Here is a 16,773-nt window from a genome sequence, read left to right on the forward strand (position 1 = left end):
CTTATTTGAGATTGACCGACTGGTGCCACGGAATGAGGAAGCGCCTCAGCGCACCTGTGGCGAAATAGAAGAAGAAGCCCAGCAGGGTCATCTGAATGATGACGGCAAACAGGCCATCGGTCTCGTAGCCATTCATCTTCGAGACCAGCATGAAGCCGAGGCCGGCATTGCCGCCAAGATATTCGCCGACGATGGCGCCGATGATGGCCAGCACGATGCCGACTTCCATGCCGGTGATGATGTAGGGCAGTGATGACGGCAGTTCGAGCCGGCGGAAGATCTGCCAATTGCTCGCATTGAGACTGGTCATCACATCCTTATGGCCGGCGTCGACCGACTTCACGCCCAACACCGTATTGGTGAGAATGGGGAAGAAGGCGAGAACGGCGGCGACGATCACCTTCGGCGTGCTGCCGAACCCGAACCAGACGATGAAAAGAGGTAGCAACGCCACTTTCGGAATAACCTGGGTGGCGACGATGAAGGGATTGAGCGTCAATTCGAGCCAGCGGGAGCGACCCAGCAACACGCCAAGCCCAACGCCGATGACCAGTGCCCAGAGGAAGCCGACCACTGTCACATAAACGGTCTGCAGCGTGTGGCTCCAGGCGCGCGGCGACATCAGCATGTCGATCCAGGCATCCCAGACCTTCGCCGGTGCCGGCAGAATGAACGGCGACAGATTGGTGGCGGCGACATAGAAGTGCCAGATACCGATCAGCAAGATCAGCAGCAGCGGCGTGGTGATCCACGGCAAGACGCTCTCGCGCAGGGGCTTGCGACGCGCGGCGGCCGGGGGCTTCGAGACGATGTCGTTATGGCTCACGGCGCTCATCACGAAATCTCCGCCAGACGATGGCGCAACATTTTAGCAATCTCCTGGAAATCCTTGCTCGCCTGCACGTCGAGCGAGCGGGGGCGCGGCATCGGCACATCGATAATCGTATCGATGCGACCGGGACGCGGCGACAGCAGCACGATCCGGTCGGCAAGGAAGACGGCTTCCGAAATCGAATGGGTGACCAGCACGATGGTCTTGCGCGTCTCCAGCCAGATCCGCTGCAATTCGAGGTTCATGGTGTCGCGCGTCATGGCGTCGAGCGCGCCGAACGGCTCGTCCATGAGCAGGATTTTCGGATTGTAGGAGAGCGCTCTTGCAATGGCGGCGCGCTGGCGCATGCCACCAGACAGTTCGCGCGGCCAGCGCTTTTCAAAGCCGGAGATGCCGACGAGCTTGGTCAGCTCTTGCGCCTTGGCGCGACGCTCAGCGGCACCGGCGCCCTTCAGCTCGAGCGGCAAAGCGATATTGTCTTCAATCGACAGCCACGGAAACAAATTGGCGTCCTGGAAGACCATGCCGAGTTCGGACAAGGCCTGGCCCTGGCGCGCGCCATGGCTCCACAATTCCTTCTCTTCGACCTTCAGCATTCCGCGCGTCGGCTCAAGCAGACCGCCGATCATGCGCAGAAGAGTCGTTTTGCCGCAGCCGGATGGCCCCAGCAACACGACGAACTCGCCTTCGGCGACCGCTAGATCGGTCGGCGCCAACGCATGCACGGCTTCCGCACCCGTGCCGAACCATTTCTCGATACGTGATAACGATATGGCAGACGACATCAACTTTCCCGCACCTCTCGCCAGAGTCCCATGGTCTGCTGTAAAGGCTTGTCGCTGAAGCTGAAAAGAACAGCCTCGTGACTTGCCTCGTGGCGAAACCGGAGCCAGCCTGGAATAACGAAGTGGTCATGACGTGACCACGTAAAAGTGGTCTCTGCACCATTGATGCCAACAACTGTCGTGCGCCCCTCGCCCTCGGCGACGCTGAACACGAGAGCCTCGGTGCTGCGATAGAAGGCACCTGCAAAGCCTTTCGGCAAAAGCTGCAAATAGGCGGCCATGGTCGGCATGATCGGGCCGCCGGTCTGCGGATGCGCGTAGGCGAGCCGGTAGCCATGCACCACGTCAGTGGGTGACCCCTTGGCCAGTTGCGCCAACGCACCGCGCGCCTGCACATAGGGATAGTGGATGCGCGGCGAGGCGACCCGCACAGGTTCCGCCTCGGCCGGCAGCATGCCACTGCCGAAACGGGCCATGGCAGACCCTTCAGGACTTGCCGGAACACCGCCCGGCGGCGATTTCATTTCCGCGAAAGTCGTGCCCATGAGCCGGACGATCGGCAGATCGAGGCCGTCGAGCCAGGCTACGGCGCCGTTGCCGGGATTGCCATGGCCGTGCCAGGCGAAGGCTGGCGTCAGGATCAGGTCGCCCGCCGCCATGGCGAAACGCTCGCCCCCGACCTCGGTATAAGCGCCCGTCCCTTCAAGAATAAACCGCAGGGCCGACTGGGCATGACGATGCGGTGCCGCCGTTTCACCGGGCAATAGATATTGAATGCCGGCATGCAGGGTGGCGGTGATGCGGGACTCACCGGGATAAGACGGGTTTTCGAACAGTAGCACGCGGCGTTCGGCAAGCTCGGCGGAAATCTGCTGAGCGGCCCGTTCAAGATCGGGATTGAAATCGGTGGCGCGCCAGTGATGCGCCACGGCGGCAGGCGTCGGTTCGCTCGGCAGCATGCCGCGCATCACCTGCCACAGCGGAATGAGGTGGCGGGCGCGCAGCCCGTCCTCCCACTCTGTCGAACTCGCCATTGAGCTTGCCGCCGCTCCGCTTTCCATCAGCCGCGAACCTGCACGTGCATGGTGCCGATCTCCGGCACCGTCAGCGCGATCGTATCGCCTGGCACGACCGGCGCAACGCCTTCCGGCGTTCCCGTCATGATCAAGTCACCGGGCTGCAAGGTGTAAAAGCGCGAGGCATAGGCAATCAGCTTCTGCGTGTTGAAAATCATGTAGCTAGTTGAAGATTCCTGACGCCGCTCGCCGTTGACGTCGAGCCACAGGTCGACAGCGTTGGGGTCGGCGATCTCGTCAGCGGTGACCATCCACGGCCCCATCACCGCATAACTATCGACCGACTTGCGCAGGCTGCGATCCTCGGCGCCACGCAGCGTCATGTCGAGGCCCAGCGTATAGCCAAACACATGGTCGAGCGCCTTTTCGTAAGGGATGTCCTTACCGCCCTTGCCGATAATGGCGACCAGTTCACCCTCGTGGTCGGTGCGGCGATCGGCGAAATGCACCTCAATGCCAGCGCTGGGACCGACGACCGATGTTCCAGCCTTCAGGAACAGACCCAGATCGTCGATCGTCTTGCCGACGACGCCCTGATTGATCGCCTTGTCGGCGGCAACCTCGGCAACATGCTTCATGTAATTGGCCGGCGCGCCGATGATCTTACCCGGCATGCCGACCGGGCTGAGCAGACGCACATCGGCGAGCGCCTTGCGCGGCGCCTTGGCGGCGGCCTCGCGAATCCTGGGCAGCAGGCCCGGCAGAGCCGCGATCAAAGGATCGCCTGCGGTTGCGGGGTAAACCAGCGGCGGCAAGCTGCCAAGGACCAGCTCGGTCACATCGGCAATCCACTCACCTTCAATGACACCAAACCGGTTCGGCTCAAATCGACAAAGGCGCATACACACATCTCCCAGCCTGTGAGGGCCAGCCTTTAAGGCACGGACGATGCTAGACCAGAGTGGAAATCTTGCGCAACAAAAATTATGCGTATACTAATCGTGAGTATACGCACTTATTTGGCGGAGGATGACGATGGAATACGGCGTTCAGTTTTTTCCGGACGTGAAGCCTGAGGAAAAGTCAGCAGCCCGCTATTTCGAAGAGTGCCTGAGCATTGCCGAACAGGCCGAGCATCTGGGCTTCACCCACGGCCGCATGGTTGAGCATTATTTCCACTACTACGGTGGCTACAGCCCCAATCCGCTGCTTTTCCTAGCATCGCTTGCTCAAAGAACGCGCAAGATGCGTTTGATCACCGGCGCGCTTCTGCCCGTGTTCAGCAATCCGCTGAAAATGGCCGGCGAGATCGCCATGACCGACGCGCTGTCGAACGGTCGTGTCGATATCGGCTTCGCCCGCGCCTTCCTGCCGCATGAATTCCGCCGCTTTGGCATTTCACCCAATGAATCCGTGCGCCGTTTCCGCGAAGGCATCCGCCAGATCGATCTGCTGCTGCGCCAGGACGTGGTCAACGACAAGGGCGAGTTTCTCACCATCGAGAACACCACCTCGCTGCCGCGCCCGACCCAGACGCCACGGCCGAAATTCTATGTCGCGGCACTGAACACGCCCGACAGTTTCGAATATGCTGGCCGTAACGGCTATTCGATCATGGCCATTCCGATCGCCGGCGGCCGCATGCGGGAATTGACCAAGATTTACCGGGATGCCTGGCGCGCCGCTGGCCATCCCGGCGACGGCGAGGTCATGCTGGCCTTCCATATGTATTGTGAACCCGATGGCGATCAGGCCCGCGCCACGGCCAAGCCGTTCATCGAAGGTTATTTCCATTCTCTTGTCGACGCGGCTTCCGACTGGCTTTCCGGCACCAGTTCTGATGATTATCCTGGTTACGCCAGCATCATGAACAAGCTGAAGGCGACTAATATGGAGAATCAGATCGAGGGGAAATCCGCTTGGATCGGCTCGCCGCAAGAATTGCGCGAGACGGTGGCCGGCCTGTTTGACGAGTTCGGGCCCTTCGAACACGCTTCGCTACAGATCGGCTTCAACATGCTGCCCTACGACAAGGCAGTCGCCTCGATGAAACTATTCGCCAAGGAAGTCATGCCGTTCAGACCCAAACATGGCTAACCAGGATGGCTGATCAAAATGGCCGATAAGGACGACACCTACGATTCCGTCGATGGCTTGCACGACCGTGCCGGCCATCTGGCGCGGCGCCTGCAGCAGACCGCGGTGGCGCATTTCACGCGCAGCAACGGTTCGTTTGGTGTCACCTCGGTCCAATATGCGGTGCTGATCGCCGTGCGCGACCGGCCCGAACTTGATCAGGCAGCGCTGGCCGTCCAGATCGCGCTCGATAAATCGACCCTTGGCGTCGTCGTCGACAAGCTCGAACAGCGCGGCATGCTGAAACGGGCCCGCGACAGTGTCGATAAGCGCCGCTACACGGTGCGCCTGACGCCGCGCGGTCGGAATCTACTCGATTCCATGCGCCCCAGCGTCTGGCAGTCGGAATCAGATCTCTTGGCGCCGCTCACCGCCACCGAACAGAAAAAGCTCAAGGCGCTGATCAACAAGCTGCTGCAGGGCAACCGTGGCGTCAGCCGCACTGGCACCATCGACGAGCCGGCCGCTATGCCGCCGCGCCGAGGCCGAACCGCCGTCGGCAAAGACCGGCCGGAGGCGAGCTCCGCTCGAGGCACCGTCAACCGCTGAAATAGTCCGGGAGAGCATGATGTTGAAAAAGGGATACAAGCAGCTGCTTGCCGAGGCTAATGCGGTGGTTAAAACCGTGCCGGTCGAAGAGGCCAAGGCCCTGCGCGGCAAGGACGGTGTGCAATTCGTCGACATCCGCGACCCGCGCGAGCTGGAGCGCGACGGCATGATCGAGGGCGCACTCAGCGCGCCGCGCGGCATGCTGGAATTCTGGGTCGACCCCGAAAGCCCCTATTACAAGCCGGCGCTCGGCGACGGACAGAAGACCCTGATCCTCTATTGCGCTAGCGCCTGGCGTTCGGCCTTGGCGGCGAAAACCTTGACCGATATGGGTATGACCAATGTCAGCCATCTCGAAGGTGGCTTCACCGCCTGGAAAAATGCCGGCGGCGACGTGGTGAAAAAGGAAAAGTAATTTGACGAGCCTGCTGGTCGAAAACATCGGCGAATTTTTCACCGGCGATATCGCCGCGCCGACCGCCGACGTGCGCTCTCTGCTGGTGCAGGACGGACGTATCGCCGCCCTGAACGTGGCGGCGGACGCCAAGGTCGATGCGGTGATCAATGCCAAGGGCAGCGCTGTTCTGCCGGGCCTGGTCGACGGCCATGTTCATCCGGTGCTCGGCGAATGGACACCGACGCAGGATGCGATCGGTTGGGTCGGCAACTATCTCCACGGCGGCACGACGACCATGGTGTCGGCCGGCGAACTGCATGCGCCCGGCCTCGACTACAACAATCTGACGCCCGATCTCGTCACGGCGCTCGCGGAAGTAACGCGGCAGACCACCGGCCGGGTGCGCTGGAGCAATGTGAAACTGCATGCCGGCACGGTGCTGTTGGTGCCGGGCATGACAGAGGCGCATTTCGACCGGCTGGCCAAGGTCGGCGCCATCCTGGCGAAATTCCTGTTCTATCCGCTCGGCACCAATCCCGAGGAAGCTCAGCGCTATGTGCGCTGGTGCCGCGAACGCGGCATCCGCACCAAAGTGCACACTGGCGGCGTCTCGCGCTCTGGCCTCAGCCAGATCTGCGGCTATGAAATTCTGTCCTGGCTGCAGCCGGACATTGCCGCGCATGTCTCGGGCGGCCCGATCCCGATGAGCGACGCCGATCTTGATCGGGTGATCGACGAGACGAGTTTCGCGCTCGAAATCTGCACCTCCGGCAATTACCGCTCCACTCTTTTGGCGGCGCGTCGACTGCGCGAGCGCGGCCAATTGCACCGGATGACTCTGGGCACCGACACGCCCGGCGGCACCGGCGTGGTGCCGCGTGGCATGCTGCGCAATATTTGCTATCTCGCCTCGGTCTGCGATCTGACACCGGCGGAAGCTATCGCCGTCGCCAGCGGCAACACCGCGCTGGCGCATGGGCTCGACGTCGGTTTTCTGCGTGAAGGCGCTCCAGCCGATTTCCTGATCTGCGGCCCGGTGGAAGGTTCGGCCGGAACGTCGCTTGCCGACGCCATCGCCCATGGCGACTTGCCCGGCATTTCCTATGCCTTTATCGACGGTAAGCCCGTGGTCAGCGGTCGCAGCGAACAGACACCGCCCTCCCGCTATACGATCAAGCTGGAAGCCGGCTGCCCCTGTCACGGCGACGGCACCGGCCGGTTCAACTGTAACTAGAAAGCGGAACGATGCGCATTCTCACCCATCACGATGTCGTCCACGCCTTGCCGATGGCCGATTGCGTCGTGGCGATGAAACAAGCGCTGATCGATCTGGCCGACGGCGCCTATTACCTGCCGCTGCGCTTAAAAGCCCGGCCGGAGGGCGAGCCCAACCGCATGGGCTTCATGCCGGCCTTGCGGCTGGCCGAGGACCGGCGGCTATGGTCGGTGAAGGAGATTTGCGTCACGCCGGGCAATGGCGCGCGCGGCATCGATCCGCACCAGGGCATGGTGATCCTGCATGATGGCTATGACGGACGGCCGATCGGCATTGTCGATGCCTCCTCGATCACCGCCATCCGCACGGCTGCTGTCACCGCCGTCGCCACGGCGGCCCTGATGCCGCAAGAGGTCCGCAAGGTGGCGATCATCGGCGCCGGCGTGCAAGCCGAAGCCCATGTGGATGCCATGCGCGTGGTTTTGCCGGCAAGCGCCGAGATCGTCATCGCCAACCGCTCGCCCGGCCGCGCCGCGCAATTGGCGCAGGAGAAGAATTGCAGCTTCGCGGCGACGATCAAGGAAGGGCTCGCCGATGCCGACGTCGTCTGCACGGTGACCGGTTCTTACGAGCCGATCCTGAAGCTGGAGTGGCTGAAGCCTGGCTGCCACGTCAATGCGGTGGGATCGAGCCTGGCGGTGGCGCGCGAACTCGACGGTCCGACAATGAAGGCGGTGGAGCTTTATGTCGATCGCCGTGAATCGGCCATCAACGAATCCGGCGAGTATATTTTCGCGCTGCAAGAAGGCTTTATCGGCCCGGATCACATCCGCGCCGAACTGGGCGAGGTCCTGACCGGGCGTCATCACGGCCGCACGTCGCCGGACCAGACCACCTGTTTCAAATCGCTCGGCCTGGCCGTGGAAGATCTCGCCGCCGCCGAACTGGCGCTGCAAAACGCCCAACGTTTGAATATCGGCACCAACGTCGACTGGTGAGCGAAAGACATTTCTCTGTTTCGACGTTGGGCTTATAGTCCGCTCCCCTGAAGTTGGGTTCCGGTCAAAATCCGAACCGAACTCCAGACTCTCTCTTGGCGCATTTTCTTCCCGCGAACCGGAAACCGCTTCGCTCGAAAATGCGCCTACCCCCGGAGCGGACCATGATCGATCTTTATGCGCTGACGAGCCCCAACGTTCAAAAAGTCTATATCGCCCTTGAGGAACTCGAGCTTCCCTACAAGGAACATTTCGTCGACGTGTGGAAAGGCGATCAGTTCACCGCCGACTTCATGAAGCTCAATCCGAACGCAAAAATTCCTGTCATCGTCGACCACGACGGCCCCGACGGTAAGCCGATCACGGTTTTTGAATCCGGCGCCATCCTGCTCTATCTGGCCGAGAAGACCGGCAAGCTGCTGCCCGCGGACAAGCGCGCCCGCACGGAAGTCCTGCAATGGCTGATGATCCAGCTCACTGGCGTCGGCCCGAACTTTGGTAATTTCGTGCATTTCTCGCGCTTCGCGCCGAAGGACAATGAATATTCACTGTCGCGCTACCACACCGAGATGTTGCGCATCATCGACTTGATCGAGCAACGGCTGAGCACCAGCGCCTATCTTGGCGGTCGTGAGTATTCCCTCGCCGACATCTCCACCTGGCCGTGGATGCGCATTTACATGGCCAACAAGGAGGCCGCGGAAAAGACGCCCCATCTCGCCCGCTGGTTCTCCACGATCGAGAAGCGCGACGGGGTGCAGCGCGCCTTGGCCAAGATCGGCAAGGTCCAATCAGTGCGCGAAACTGCCAAGCCCCAGGATATGGACCGCTTGTTCGGCCGTGGCCAGTTCGCCCGCGCTTAAACATTTCAAGACGGGCCGGTGCCCACCGACTCTTTCATTCACGCGCGCGCTTTGAAAAGCCGGCGAGATCGCTTATTGACGCGCGCTTGAACGGCGCGCGTCGTTCTTTATTTTGAAGCGTCTTTGTGGCGTTCGACCACGGTCAAACCGCACGGCGCACAGAAAAGCCGACATAGGGGGACGGAAACATGACAATTACCCGTAAGCAATTCCTGCATGGGGCCGCTGCCACGGCCGGCGCCATGGCCATTACGCCAGAAACTTTCGTATCTCGCGCTTTCGCGCAGGAGTATCCGAGCCAGAATTTCCAGATCGTCTGCGGCTTCCCGCCGGGCAGCGGCGCCGACATTTTCGCGCGCTATTTCGCTGAAAAGATCCGCGTGAAGACCGGCAAGAATGTCGTCGTCGAAAACAAAGTCGGCGCCAACAGCAATATCGCTACCACCTATGTCGCCCGCTCGAAGCCTGACGGCTATACGCTCTATCCGTTCGCCGGCACGACCGTTGCCGCCACCATGCACCTGTTCAAGGAGCCCCCGGTCGACGTCGCCAAGACGCTCACTGTCGCCGCCACCACCAGCAATCTCGCCTTCATGGCCTTGGTCGACGCCAAGAGCCCCTACAAGACCATGCAGGAATTGACGGAGGCGATGAAGAAGAAGGGCACCAAGGCCACTTACGCCACGGCCGCCAACCCCGGCACGATCATGGGCGCGCTCTATAAGCAGGCAACCGGCGTTGAGGCGGTGGAAGTGTCCTATCGCAACGCACCGGATTCGCTCAACGAGATGCAGGACGGCAAGCTCGATTTTGCTTTCCACGATCCGATCTTCGCTTTGGCGCAGGTGCGCGAAGGCCGCATGCGGGTGCTCGCCGTGAGCTCGTCGGATCGCCTGTCTTCATTGCCGGACGTGCCGACGATGAAGGAAACCGGCGTGCCGATGGACCTCAACATCTGGTGGGGCGTGATGGTGCAGAAGGAAACGCCAAAGCCGATCCTCGACAAGATCAACGCGATGTTCCGCGACATCCTCACTACCGACGAGACGAAGAAATTTTTGGCTCTGTCGGGCGCCGACCCGATGTTGCGGACGCCCGAGCAGGCCGATGCCATGTTCCAGGCCGCGGTCAAGGAATGGGGCGAGTATGTGAAGCTCGCCAAGATTCCGCAGAACTAAGAAGCGTTCTGGCAGATCAGCCAGACGTCCGCCTGGCGCACTCCTAAACGCCGATCCTGCCTTAGCCGGCATGATTGGCGTTTAGAAAACCACGTGTTAGCCTTGCTTTATGACCGGCAAGACAAATTGGCAATCTTGGGACACCGCAAGAGCCAACGGCAACGAAGTTGAATACTGGTCGGATGTCGTCGTCAAAGGCGTGATCGACGCCTCGATGAAACCTGTCGCCAGGGATCACTTCGACGGCAGCCTGTCCAGCCGCTCCATTGGCGCAACCCGTTTCGTTTCCTTCCGGTCGCAATCGCATCAGATCAATCGAACGGTGACGCAAGCCGGGAACGGCGACGGCCATGTCATGGTCGGGCTGCAACTTCGCGGCCTGTCGTTCATCGAACAAGGCGAGGCGAAACTGCGTCTGATGCCGGGCCAGATCGCCCTGGTCGATAGCGGCAAACCGTTCAATCTGCATTTTCCCGACCTCATCGAACGCCGACTGGTTCTGGTGCCGCGCAGCCTTCTCGGTCCCAGCCTGGACGTGAACTCACGCCATGCAACGCCTCACATTATCAAGTGCGACAGCGGTGCGGCCCAGGTGGCGCGCGATGCGCTTTTGCGCCTGACCGACATGAGTTGCGATTGGTCGGACCAGGATAGCAGCCTGATGATGCAGGCTTTGGTTCACCTGTTGCGCATGTCGCTCGACGATCGCACGATCTCAGCCCCTTCAAGTCGCGTGACCCTGGCGGACCTCAAGACGGAAATGCGGGCGCGGCTTTCGGACGAGCGGCTCAATCCCGCGACGATCGCCCGTTCATTCGGCATTTCTGTGCGATCGCTCTATCGCTTGTTCGCACAGGAGCGATTGAGTTTTTCGCAGCTGTTGCTGGAACTGCGGCTGGGCCACGCGCGCATGCAGATCGAAAGCGATGCGGACCAATCCCTCACCGCCATCGCATTGGAGAGCGGCCTGAACGATTCCGCTCATTTCTCGCGCGCCTACCGCGCTCAATTTGGCGAAGCACCGAGCCAGACCCGGGCAAGGTTCCGATCGAAGGCCTCTACTCGGGCTTGAGACCCGCGGTCTCTGCGACCGTGCGAAAGAGCGCGATCTCGGAGCGTATCCTTTCGGGCAATTGCGCGGCCGGCATCGTGGAGGGTTCGATTCCCAGCAGTCTGATCTTCGCTTGAACGTCTGGCGTAGCGAGAATACGCGCGGTTTCCTGTTCGAGTTTCTTAACGACTGCGCTTGGCGTACCAACGGGTGCGAACAAAGCCGACCACGGAACGATCTCAAAATCAGGGACGCCTGACTCCGCCACGGTTGGAACATCGGGCAAGCTGGGGATGCGTCGCGCTGTGGTAACGGCCAATGCCTTGAGAGTGCCGCCTTGAATCTGCGGCAATACGGCGGAGATATCGCCGAAGGTCAATGACACGTCATTGGCGACGACGGCCATCACCGCCGGGGCGCTGCCACGATAGGGAACATTCTGCAGTTTGATTCCTGCCCGCTGGGCAAACATTTCCGTCGCGAGCTGGAACGAACTGGCGGCCGAGCTGTAATTGATCTTGCCCGGATCGGCCTTCGCCAAGCCGATCAGATCCCGCAAACTGTTGGCGGGTAAGGATGGATTGGCGGCCACGATCAGAGGAAAATGGCCAATCATCGCCACGGGAATGAAATCTTCAACGGGATTGTAATTGACCGCTTTCAACATCACCGGGTTGACGGTCATGGCGCTGCTCGGCCCGATCAACAATGTATATCCGTCGGGGTTGGATCGCTTGACGGCGCCCACCGCGACCATGCCGCTTGCCCCAGGCCTATTCTCGACAATAAAGCTCTGGCCAAAGGCGATCTGCAATTGTTCCGCCAGGATTCTGGCAAGAACATCATTGCCGCCACCGGGCGCGAAGCCGACCATGAACGTGACCGGACGCGACGGAAATACGTCCTGGGCGTGAAGGGGCGGCACATGAACCAAAGTAGAGAGAAAAACCCCGAGGACGAAGCGGCGTAAGATCATAGCGAACCCTCCCCAACCGGTCATTCGATGCCATAGCGCCCCGGCGCGATGATCCCATTCGGATCCAGCGCCCGTTTGATCGCAGCGCAGGCTTTCACGACTTCCGGCGTCCGCTGGCTCTGATGGAACGCCTGGTATTGCGTGGGCGCCCGGCCGACGAATATTCCCTGCCCGCGAAACGCTTCGCACATGGCGCGATAGCAACGATCGGCGCGCTCGGCCTCCTCGGCCTTGTCACGATCATAGATGATGGCGTGCACACTGCGCGCGAAACGTGGGCCGCAGACAAAAGAGGCCATGTAGTCGAGCCCATTGCTGACGGCGATCTCCCGGCATTGTCGCTGGAACTCGTTGACCACCTGCCCGTCCATCGGCGCCCCCGGCGTAAGCCAGATCGCGCCGCCACCCGGTCGCCATTTGAGCATGCCCAGCTCGCCGTCGGCCGGCCGGCCGGAATTCGAGTTGATCGCCGCATGAAGCTGCGGCATGGCCTGCGCTTCTTCATAGGCAATGTAGCGCGCCTTGCCGGACGCTTCAAAATGCGCCCGGAGCGCGCTGATGCCCGGCGCGAGAGCTTCGTCGCTGCCGCCGTAGAGCGCTCCCGAAACAGTCCAGGAGCCGACACCGTAACGTTGCTGCAAGGCACGGCGTTCCGCCAACGAGAGCGGATGGACCGTTGATTGGCCGGAGCGCGGATGACGCTCCTGGGAGGACAAAAGATAAAGATCGTTGGTTGCACGAATGAGCGTCGGGACGAGGGTCCGCTTTTTCATCGCGCGGATCAGTTCAATGATCTCCCGCAGATCATCGTCGTCTGGGAACGTAAAAAAGAACGGCCGAATGGCGGTAGGCTTTTGGTTCAACCAGATGCCGATACGGGTTACGATGCCATAGTTAGACTGCGTGAAAAGCCCGTCCAGCGCCGGTCCAAAGCTGTATTTGGTGACATGCCAATTGGGATGTGAAGGCACATCGAGCCCGCCGTCGCCGGTGCGGATCGTATCGCCGTTTCCAAGAACCACCTCCATGCCGCAGACATTGCCGAAGTGATCGCCCGCCGGCCCGCTGCCGCCGCCCTTGTCGAGCGCATTGCCCAGAAGGCTGCCATCCGGCGGCCCCGCGGTCGGCGACATCATCAGCGCCGAACCGCGGCTTTGCAGCGCCTCGTACAGAGCGTTGAACGTGACACCCGGCTCGACCACGCAATAACCAAGCTCTTCGTTAATCTCGATCACACGGTTCATGCGGCGGCCGAGGTCGACCACGACCTGACCGGATCGCATCGGCGCGCGCGAACCGAGCCCCAGATTGCGCCCCATGCTGATGGGGAAGAGCGGCACGCCAAAACTATTCGCATGCCGCACGATCGTTTCGACGTCCGTTGTCGAAGACGGAAACAGGATGGCGGAGGGAATGTGATCCGCCTCTGGCAGGGTGTGATGCCCGTATTCGCGACAGGCCTGAGAATCGGCGGAAATGGCGCCCGGGCCGAGCGATTGCTTCAAGACATCGAGAAAGGCGTTCAACGGAGAGGAGGCTGTCATTTTTTTGACCCGGTGGAATGTCGGCCCCACGTTAGGACCTGGACTTACCACCGAGCTTGATCGAGCCCGCCAATTTCCTTGTTTGGGAGTGCCAAATTCCGATGCAGTGCGCTTTGGGGCTCATCGGCTGTCGAACCGCACGGTCACGCGCATCGACATTCCACCTGCGAAGGCTTCAGGACCGCAAGCGGTAGCCGGTGCGAAAAACCCACCAGACGATGATGAGGCAGAGCAGCATGAACAGGAATGTCATGCCGACGCTGATGCCGAAATTGACGTCGGCGACGCCGTAGAAGGTCCAGCGGAAGCCGTTGACCAGATAGACCACCGGATTGAACAAAGTGACGGTGCGCCACAGCGGCGGCAGCATGTCGATCGAATAGAACGTGCCACCCAAGAAGGTCAGCGGCGTCACCACCATCAGCGGCACGATCTGCAACTTCTCGAAACTGTCAGCCCACAGACCGAGCACGAAACCGAACAGGCTGAAAGTCACGGCGATCAGCACCAAAAAGCCCAGCATCAGAAATGGATGCATGATCTCGAAGGGGACGAACAGCCGCGCCGTCCCCAAAGTGATCAGGCCGATGATCATCGACTTGGTCGCGGCAGCACCGACATAGCCGATGACGATTTCGACATAAGACACTGGCGCCGACAATATTTCATAGATCGTGCCGGTGAACTTCGGCATGTAAATGCCGAAGGAAGCGTTGGAAATACTCTCGCTGAGCAAGGTCAGCATGATCAGGCCCGGAACGATAAAGGCGCCATAGCTGACGCCATCGACCGTTTGCATCCGCGAGCCGATGGCCGAGCCGAAAACGATGAAATAGAGCGAGGTGGAGAGAACCGGCGAAGCGATGCTCTGGAACAACGTGCGCCAAGCGCGCGACAGTTCGAAGGTGTAGATCGCCCGGATCGCTTGGACGTTCATCAGCGGGCCCTCACCAGATCAATGAAAATATCTTCGAGCGTGCTGCGGCGCGTCTCGATGGAGCCGAACTCCAGCCCGAGCGCGGCAAGGCGGCGGAACAATTCGGCGACGTCGGCGTGCTCACCGCCATTCTCGGAGGCAAAGACCAGCGTGGCGCCATCATCGCCCAGTTCGATCGGCAGATCGGAGAGACCGGCCGGCAGTTCCGGGAGCGGCTTCTTGAGTTGCACCCGCAGTTGCGACTTGCCGAGCTTGGTCAGAAGACTGGTCTTTTCCTCAACCAGAATGATCTCACCTTTGTTGATGACACCGATCCGATCGGCCATTTCCTCGGCCTCTTCGATGTAATGGGTGGTGAGAATGATGGTCACGCCGGATTCGCGCAGGCGGCGCACCATTTCCCACATGTCGCGGCGCAATTCGACATCGACGCCGGCCGTCGGTTCATCGAGAAACAGAATCTGCGGTTCGTGCGACAAAGCTTTGGCGATCAGCACGCGCCGCTTCATGCCGCCGGAGAGCGCGCCGATCTTGCTGTCCTTCTTGTCCCATAGGGAGAGTTCGCGCAGCACCTGCTCGACATAGGCGGGATTGGCCTTCTTGCCGAACAGGCCGCGACTGAAGGAGACGGTGTTCCACACGGTCTCGAACATGTCGGTCGACAATTCCTGCGGCACGAGGCCGACAAGGCTGCGCGCCGCGCGAAAATCCCTGGTCACGTCATGGCCCGCGACGGAGACCGCGCCTGCGGTGGGCTGGACGAGACCGCAGACAATGCCGATCAAGGTCGTCTTGCCGGCGCCATTGGGTCCGAGCAACGCAAAAATCTCGCCACGGCGGATTTGCAGATCGACGGATTTAAGTGCTTGGAAGCCGGAGCTATAGGTCTTTTCCAGACCCGTGATCGAAACAATATTATCCACTCAGGGCTCCTGCTATCCCTTGACGATCGACACGAGAGAACGTTGTTTCGGCTTGGTTTATGTCAGGATCTGACAGCAGGGACCGGCCAATGGCGAATCCCTGCGGATTACGCCAAATGTTCTTATCGCCTATGAAAGTCGGACGCTGGAGATATTCGTCTGGCCCGGGGTTATCAAGCCCGCTTTCCGACTGGCTGGTTCCCACCTGCCAATCGGAAAGAGCGACCCTCGCTTATTGCGGCTCGATCTTGGCGGACTTCACATAGCCCTCCCAGGCCGCCTGGTCCTTGACCAATTGCGCCTGGCCCTCCTCCGGCGTGGTGATCCAGGGATCGCCACCATAGGTGTTGAGGAATTTCTTGGTCTCGGGCGTGGCGACGATTTCCTTAAACCAAGTGTTGAGCTGATCGACCACGGGCCGGGGTGTCGCCACCGGCACCATGGTGGCGAACCAGCCGAACAATTCGACACCGGGCACGCCCTCCTCGGTCATGGTCGGCAGATCGGGCACCGCCTGCATCCGCTTCTCGGTGCTGACAGCCAGCATGCGCCAACGGCCGGCCGAGGCATTGGCGACCGAGGATTGTGGATCCATCATGCCGTAGTCGACGACGCCGCTAGCGAAATCATTGAGGCTGTCGGCGGTGGTGCGATAGGGAATCTCGAGCGCCTTGATGCCGGTCGCGGTCTTGTAGAGTTCGCCCATCACCTTGCCGGTGGTGTTGGACTGGGCATAGCTCGCCTTGTCGCCTTTCTGCAGCATCGCCGCCGTCAAGTCCCGCAACGTCTTGTAAGGGCTGTCGACCGCGACGACGACCATGAAGGGCTGCTGATTCAAAGTCGCCGCCACCTGCAGATCCTTGGCCGGATTGATCGATGGCTTCTTGAACAGATGGTAGTTGGCTGCCGTGGAACTGCCGGCATGAATGAACATCGTATAGCCGTCCGGCTTGGCGCGAACGGTATATTCAGCGGCGATATTGCCGGCCGCGCCGACCCGGTTTTCGACGATCGTCGTGCGGCCAGATTTCTTGCGCAGTTCTTCGGCGAAATAGCGCACCAGCACATCGGCACCGCTACCGGGCGGAAAAGCGCAGACGACTTTGAAATCCTGCGATGGAAACTGCTGCGCCCTGGCCCCGGTGACGCCGCCGGAAACCGCGAGCACCGCGCTACCCGCGCCGACAAGCATCTGACGCCTCGAAAGATCCTCCATTTTCCCCCCTCATTCTGCAGCCGAGCGTTCAGCGCCGCGGCGATAAAGCCCGCTTTTCTCAGCTTTCCTGTCATTGTATCAATCACGGAAATAATGAAAAGCCTGAATGCAGACCGCATCGCCGCGGTCGATCCTTCATCGGCTTGTCTGGAGCAC

The 16,773-nt window shown here is 60.8% G+C and carries 17 protein-coding genes; 8 read left to right on the top strand and 9 right to left on the bottom strand.

The features are described 5' to 3' along the window. Nucleotide 1: 1 nt before the first annotated feature. From BLW50_RS19315 to BLW50_RS19330, 4 genes are read right to left on the bottom strand one after another with little or no spacing between them, the layout of a single operon-like run. The gene (locus BLW50_RS19315) at nt 2-835 is read right to left on the bottom strand and encodes an ABC transporter permease (protein WP_090705532.1); all 834 of its coding nucleotides are present in this window, start codon (nt 833-835) and stop codon (nt 2-4) included. Beyond that, nucleotides 835-1,617, bottom strand: a complete 783-nt coding sequence (locus BLW50_RS19320; RefSeq protein WP_090705534.1) for an ABC transporter ATP-binding protein — start codon at nt 1,615-1,617, stop codon at nt 835-837. Before BLW50_RS19320 ends, BLW50_RS19315 begins: the two co-directional genes overlap by 1 nt. Continuing rightward, nucleotides 1,617-2,651, bottom strand: a complete 1,035-nt coding sequence (locus tag BLW50_RS19325; protein ID WP_170850251.1) for a cupin domain-containing protein — start codon at nt 2,649-2,651, stop codon at nt 1,617-1,619. The genes BLW50_RS19320 and BLW50_RS19325 overlap by 1 nt, the downstream gene beginning before the upstream one ends. Nucleotides 2,652-2,677: 26 nt before the next feature. Beyond that, nucleotides 2,678-3,535, bottom strand: a complete 858-nt coding sequence (locus BLW50_RS19330; protein WP_090705538.1) for a fumarylacetoacetate hydrolase family protein — start codon at nt 3,533-3,535, stop codon at nt 2,678-2,680. Between the two features lie 133 nt (nt 3,536-3,668). Here BLW50_RS19330 and BLW50_RS19335 point away from each other — a divergent pair, with 133 nt between their 5' ends. From BLW50_RS19335 to BLW50_RS19370, 8 genes are all read left to right on the top strand, one after another. Beyond that, nucleotides 3,669-4,730, top strand: a complete 1,062-nt coding sequence (locus BLW50_RS19335; RefSeq protein WP_090709382.1) for an LLM class flavin-dependent oxidoreductase — start codon at nt 3,669-3,671, stop codon at nt 4,728-4,730. Between the two features lie 18 nt (nt 4,731-4,748). Next, nucleotides 4,749-5,318, top strand: coding sequence for a MarR family winged helix-turn-helix transcriptional regulator (locus BLW50_RS19340; RefSeq protein WP_090705540.1), 570 nt, complete (start codon nt 4,749-4,751; stop codon nt 5,316-5,318). 22 nt (nt 5,319-5,340) lie between these two features. Next, nucleotides 5,341-5,733 carry a rhodanese-like domain-containing protein gene (locus BLW50_RS19345; protein ID WP_210186168.1) on the top strand — a complete coding sequence of 131 codons (393 nt, stop codon included), beginning with the start codon at nt 5,341-5,343 and terminating at the stop codon, nt 5,731-5,733. 1 nt (nt 5,734) lies between these two features. Then, entirely contained in the window at nt 5,735-6,949 is a 1,215-nt protein-coding gene (locus BLW50_RS19350) for an amidohydrolase family protein (protein WP_090705545.1), read from the top strand. Nucleotides 6,950-6,960: 11 nt separating this feature from the next. Then, nucleotides 6,961-7,929 carry an ornithine cyclodeaminase family protein gene (locus tag BLW50_RS19355; RefSeq protein ID WP_090705548.1) on the top strand — a complete coding sequence of 323 codons (969 nt, stop codon included), beginning with the start codon at nt 6,961-6,963 and terminating at the stop codon, nt 7,927-7,929. Between the two features lie 164 nt (nt 7,930-8,093). Next, nucleotides 8,094-8,792 (top strand): glutathione S-transferase N-terminal domain-containing protein, encoded by a 699-nt coding sequence (locus BLW50_RS19360; RefSeq protein ID WP_090705550.1) that lies wholly within the window; start codon nt 8,094-8,096, stop codon nt 8,790-8,792. Between the two features lie 188 nt (nt 8,793-8,980). After that, nucleotides 8,981-9,970 carry a Bug family tripartite tricarboxylate transporter substrate binding protein gene (locus BLW50_RS19365; RefSeq protein WP_090705552.1) on the top strand — a complete coding sequence of 330 codons (990 nt, stop codon included), beginning with the start codon at nt 8,981-8,983 and terminating at the stop codon, nt 9,968-9,970. 109 nt (nt 9,971-10,079) lie between these two features. Then, a complete protein-coding gene (locus tag BLW50_RS19370; RefSeq protein ID WP_090705554.1) occupies nt 10,080-11,042 on the top strand; it encodes a helix-turn-helix domain-containing protein in 963 nt (320 codons plus the stop codon). Here BLW50_RS19370 and BLW50_RS19375 read toward each other — a convergent pair. From BLW50_RS19375 to BLW50_RS19395, 5 genes are all read right to left on the bottom strand, one after another. After that, complete coding sequence (locus BLW50_RS19375) at nt 11,029-11,997, bottom strand: Bug family tripartite tricarboxylate transporter substrate binding protein (RefSeq protein ID WP_170850252.1); 969 nt, start codon at nt 11,995-11,997, stop codon at nt 11,029-11,031. The two genes, BLW50_RS19370 and BLW50_RS19375, sit on opposite strands and share 14 nt — an antisense overlap. Nucleotides 11,998-12,017: 20 nt before the next feature. Beyond that, nucleotides 12,018-13,541 (bottom strand): FAD-binding oxidoreductase, encoded by a 1,524-nt coding sequence (locus tag BLW50_RS19380; RefSeq protein WP_090705558.1) that lies wholly within the window; start codon nt 13,539-13,541, stop codon nt 12,018-12,020. 175 nt (nt 13,542-13,716) lie between these two features. Then, the gene (locus tag BLW50_RS19385; RefSeq protein ID WP_090705560.1) at nt 13,717-14,478 is read right to left on the bottom strand and encodes an ABC transporter permease; all 762 of its coding nucleotides are present in this window, start codon (nt 14,476-14,478) and stop codon (nt 13,717-13,719) included. Further along, nucleotides 14,478-15,401, bottom strand: a complete 924-nt coding sequence (locus BLW50_RS19390; RefSeq protein ID WP_090705562.1) for an ABC transporter ATP-binding protein — start codon at nt 15,399-15,401, stop codon at nt 14,478-14,480. The genes BLW50_RS19385 and BLW50_RS19390 overlap by 1 nt, the downstream gene beginning before the upstream one ends. Before the next feature lie 232 nt (nt 15,402-15,633). Continuing rightward, nucleotides 15,634-16,593 (bottom strand): Bug family tripartite tricarboxylate transporter substrate binding protein, encoded by a 960-nt coding sequence (locus BLW50_RS19395; RefSeq protein ID WP_244544318.1) that lies wholly within the window; start codon nt 16,591-16,593, stop codon nt 15,634-15,636. Nucleotides 16,594-16,773: the final 180 nt, after the last annotated feature.

The sequence above is a fragment of the Beijerinckia sp. 28-YEA-48 genome (assembly GCF_900104955.1).
In the GTDB taxonomy this organism is placed as follows: Bacteria; Pseudomonadota; Alphaproteobacteria; order Rhizobiales; family Beijerinckiaceae; genus Terripilifer.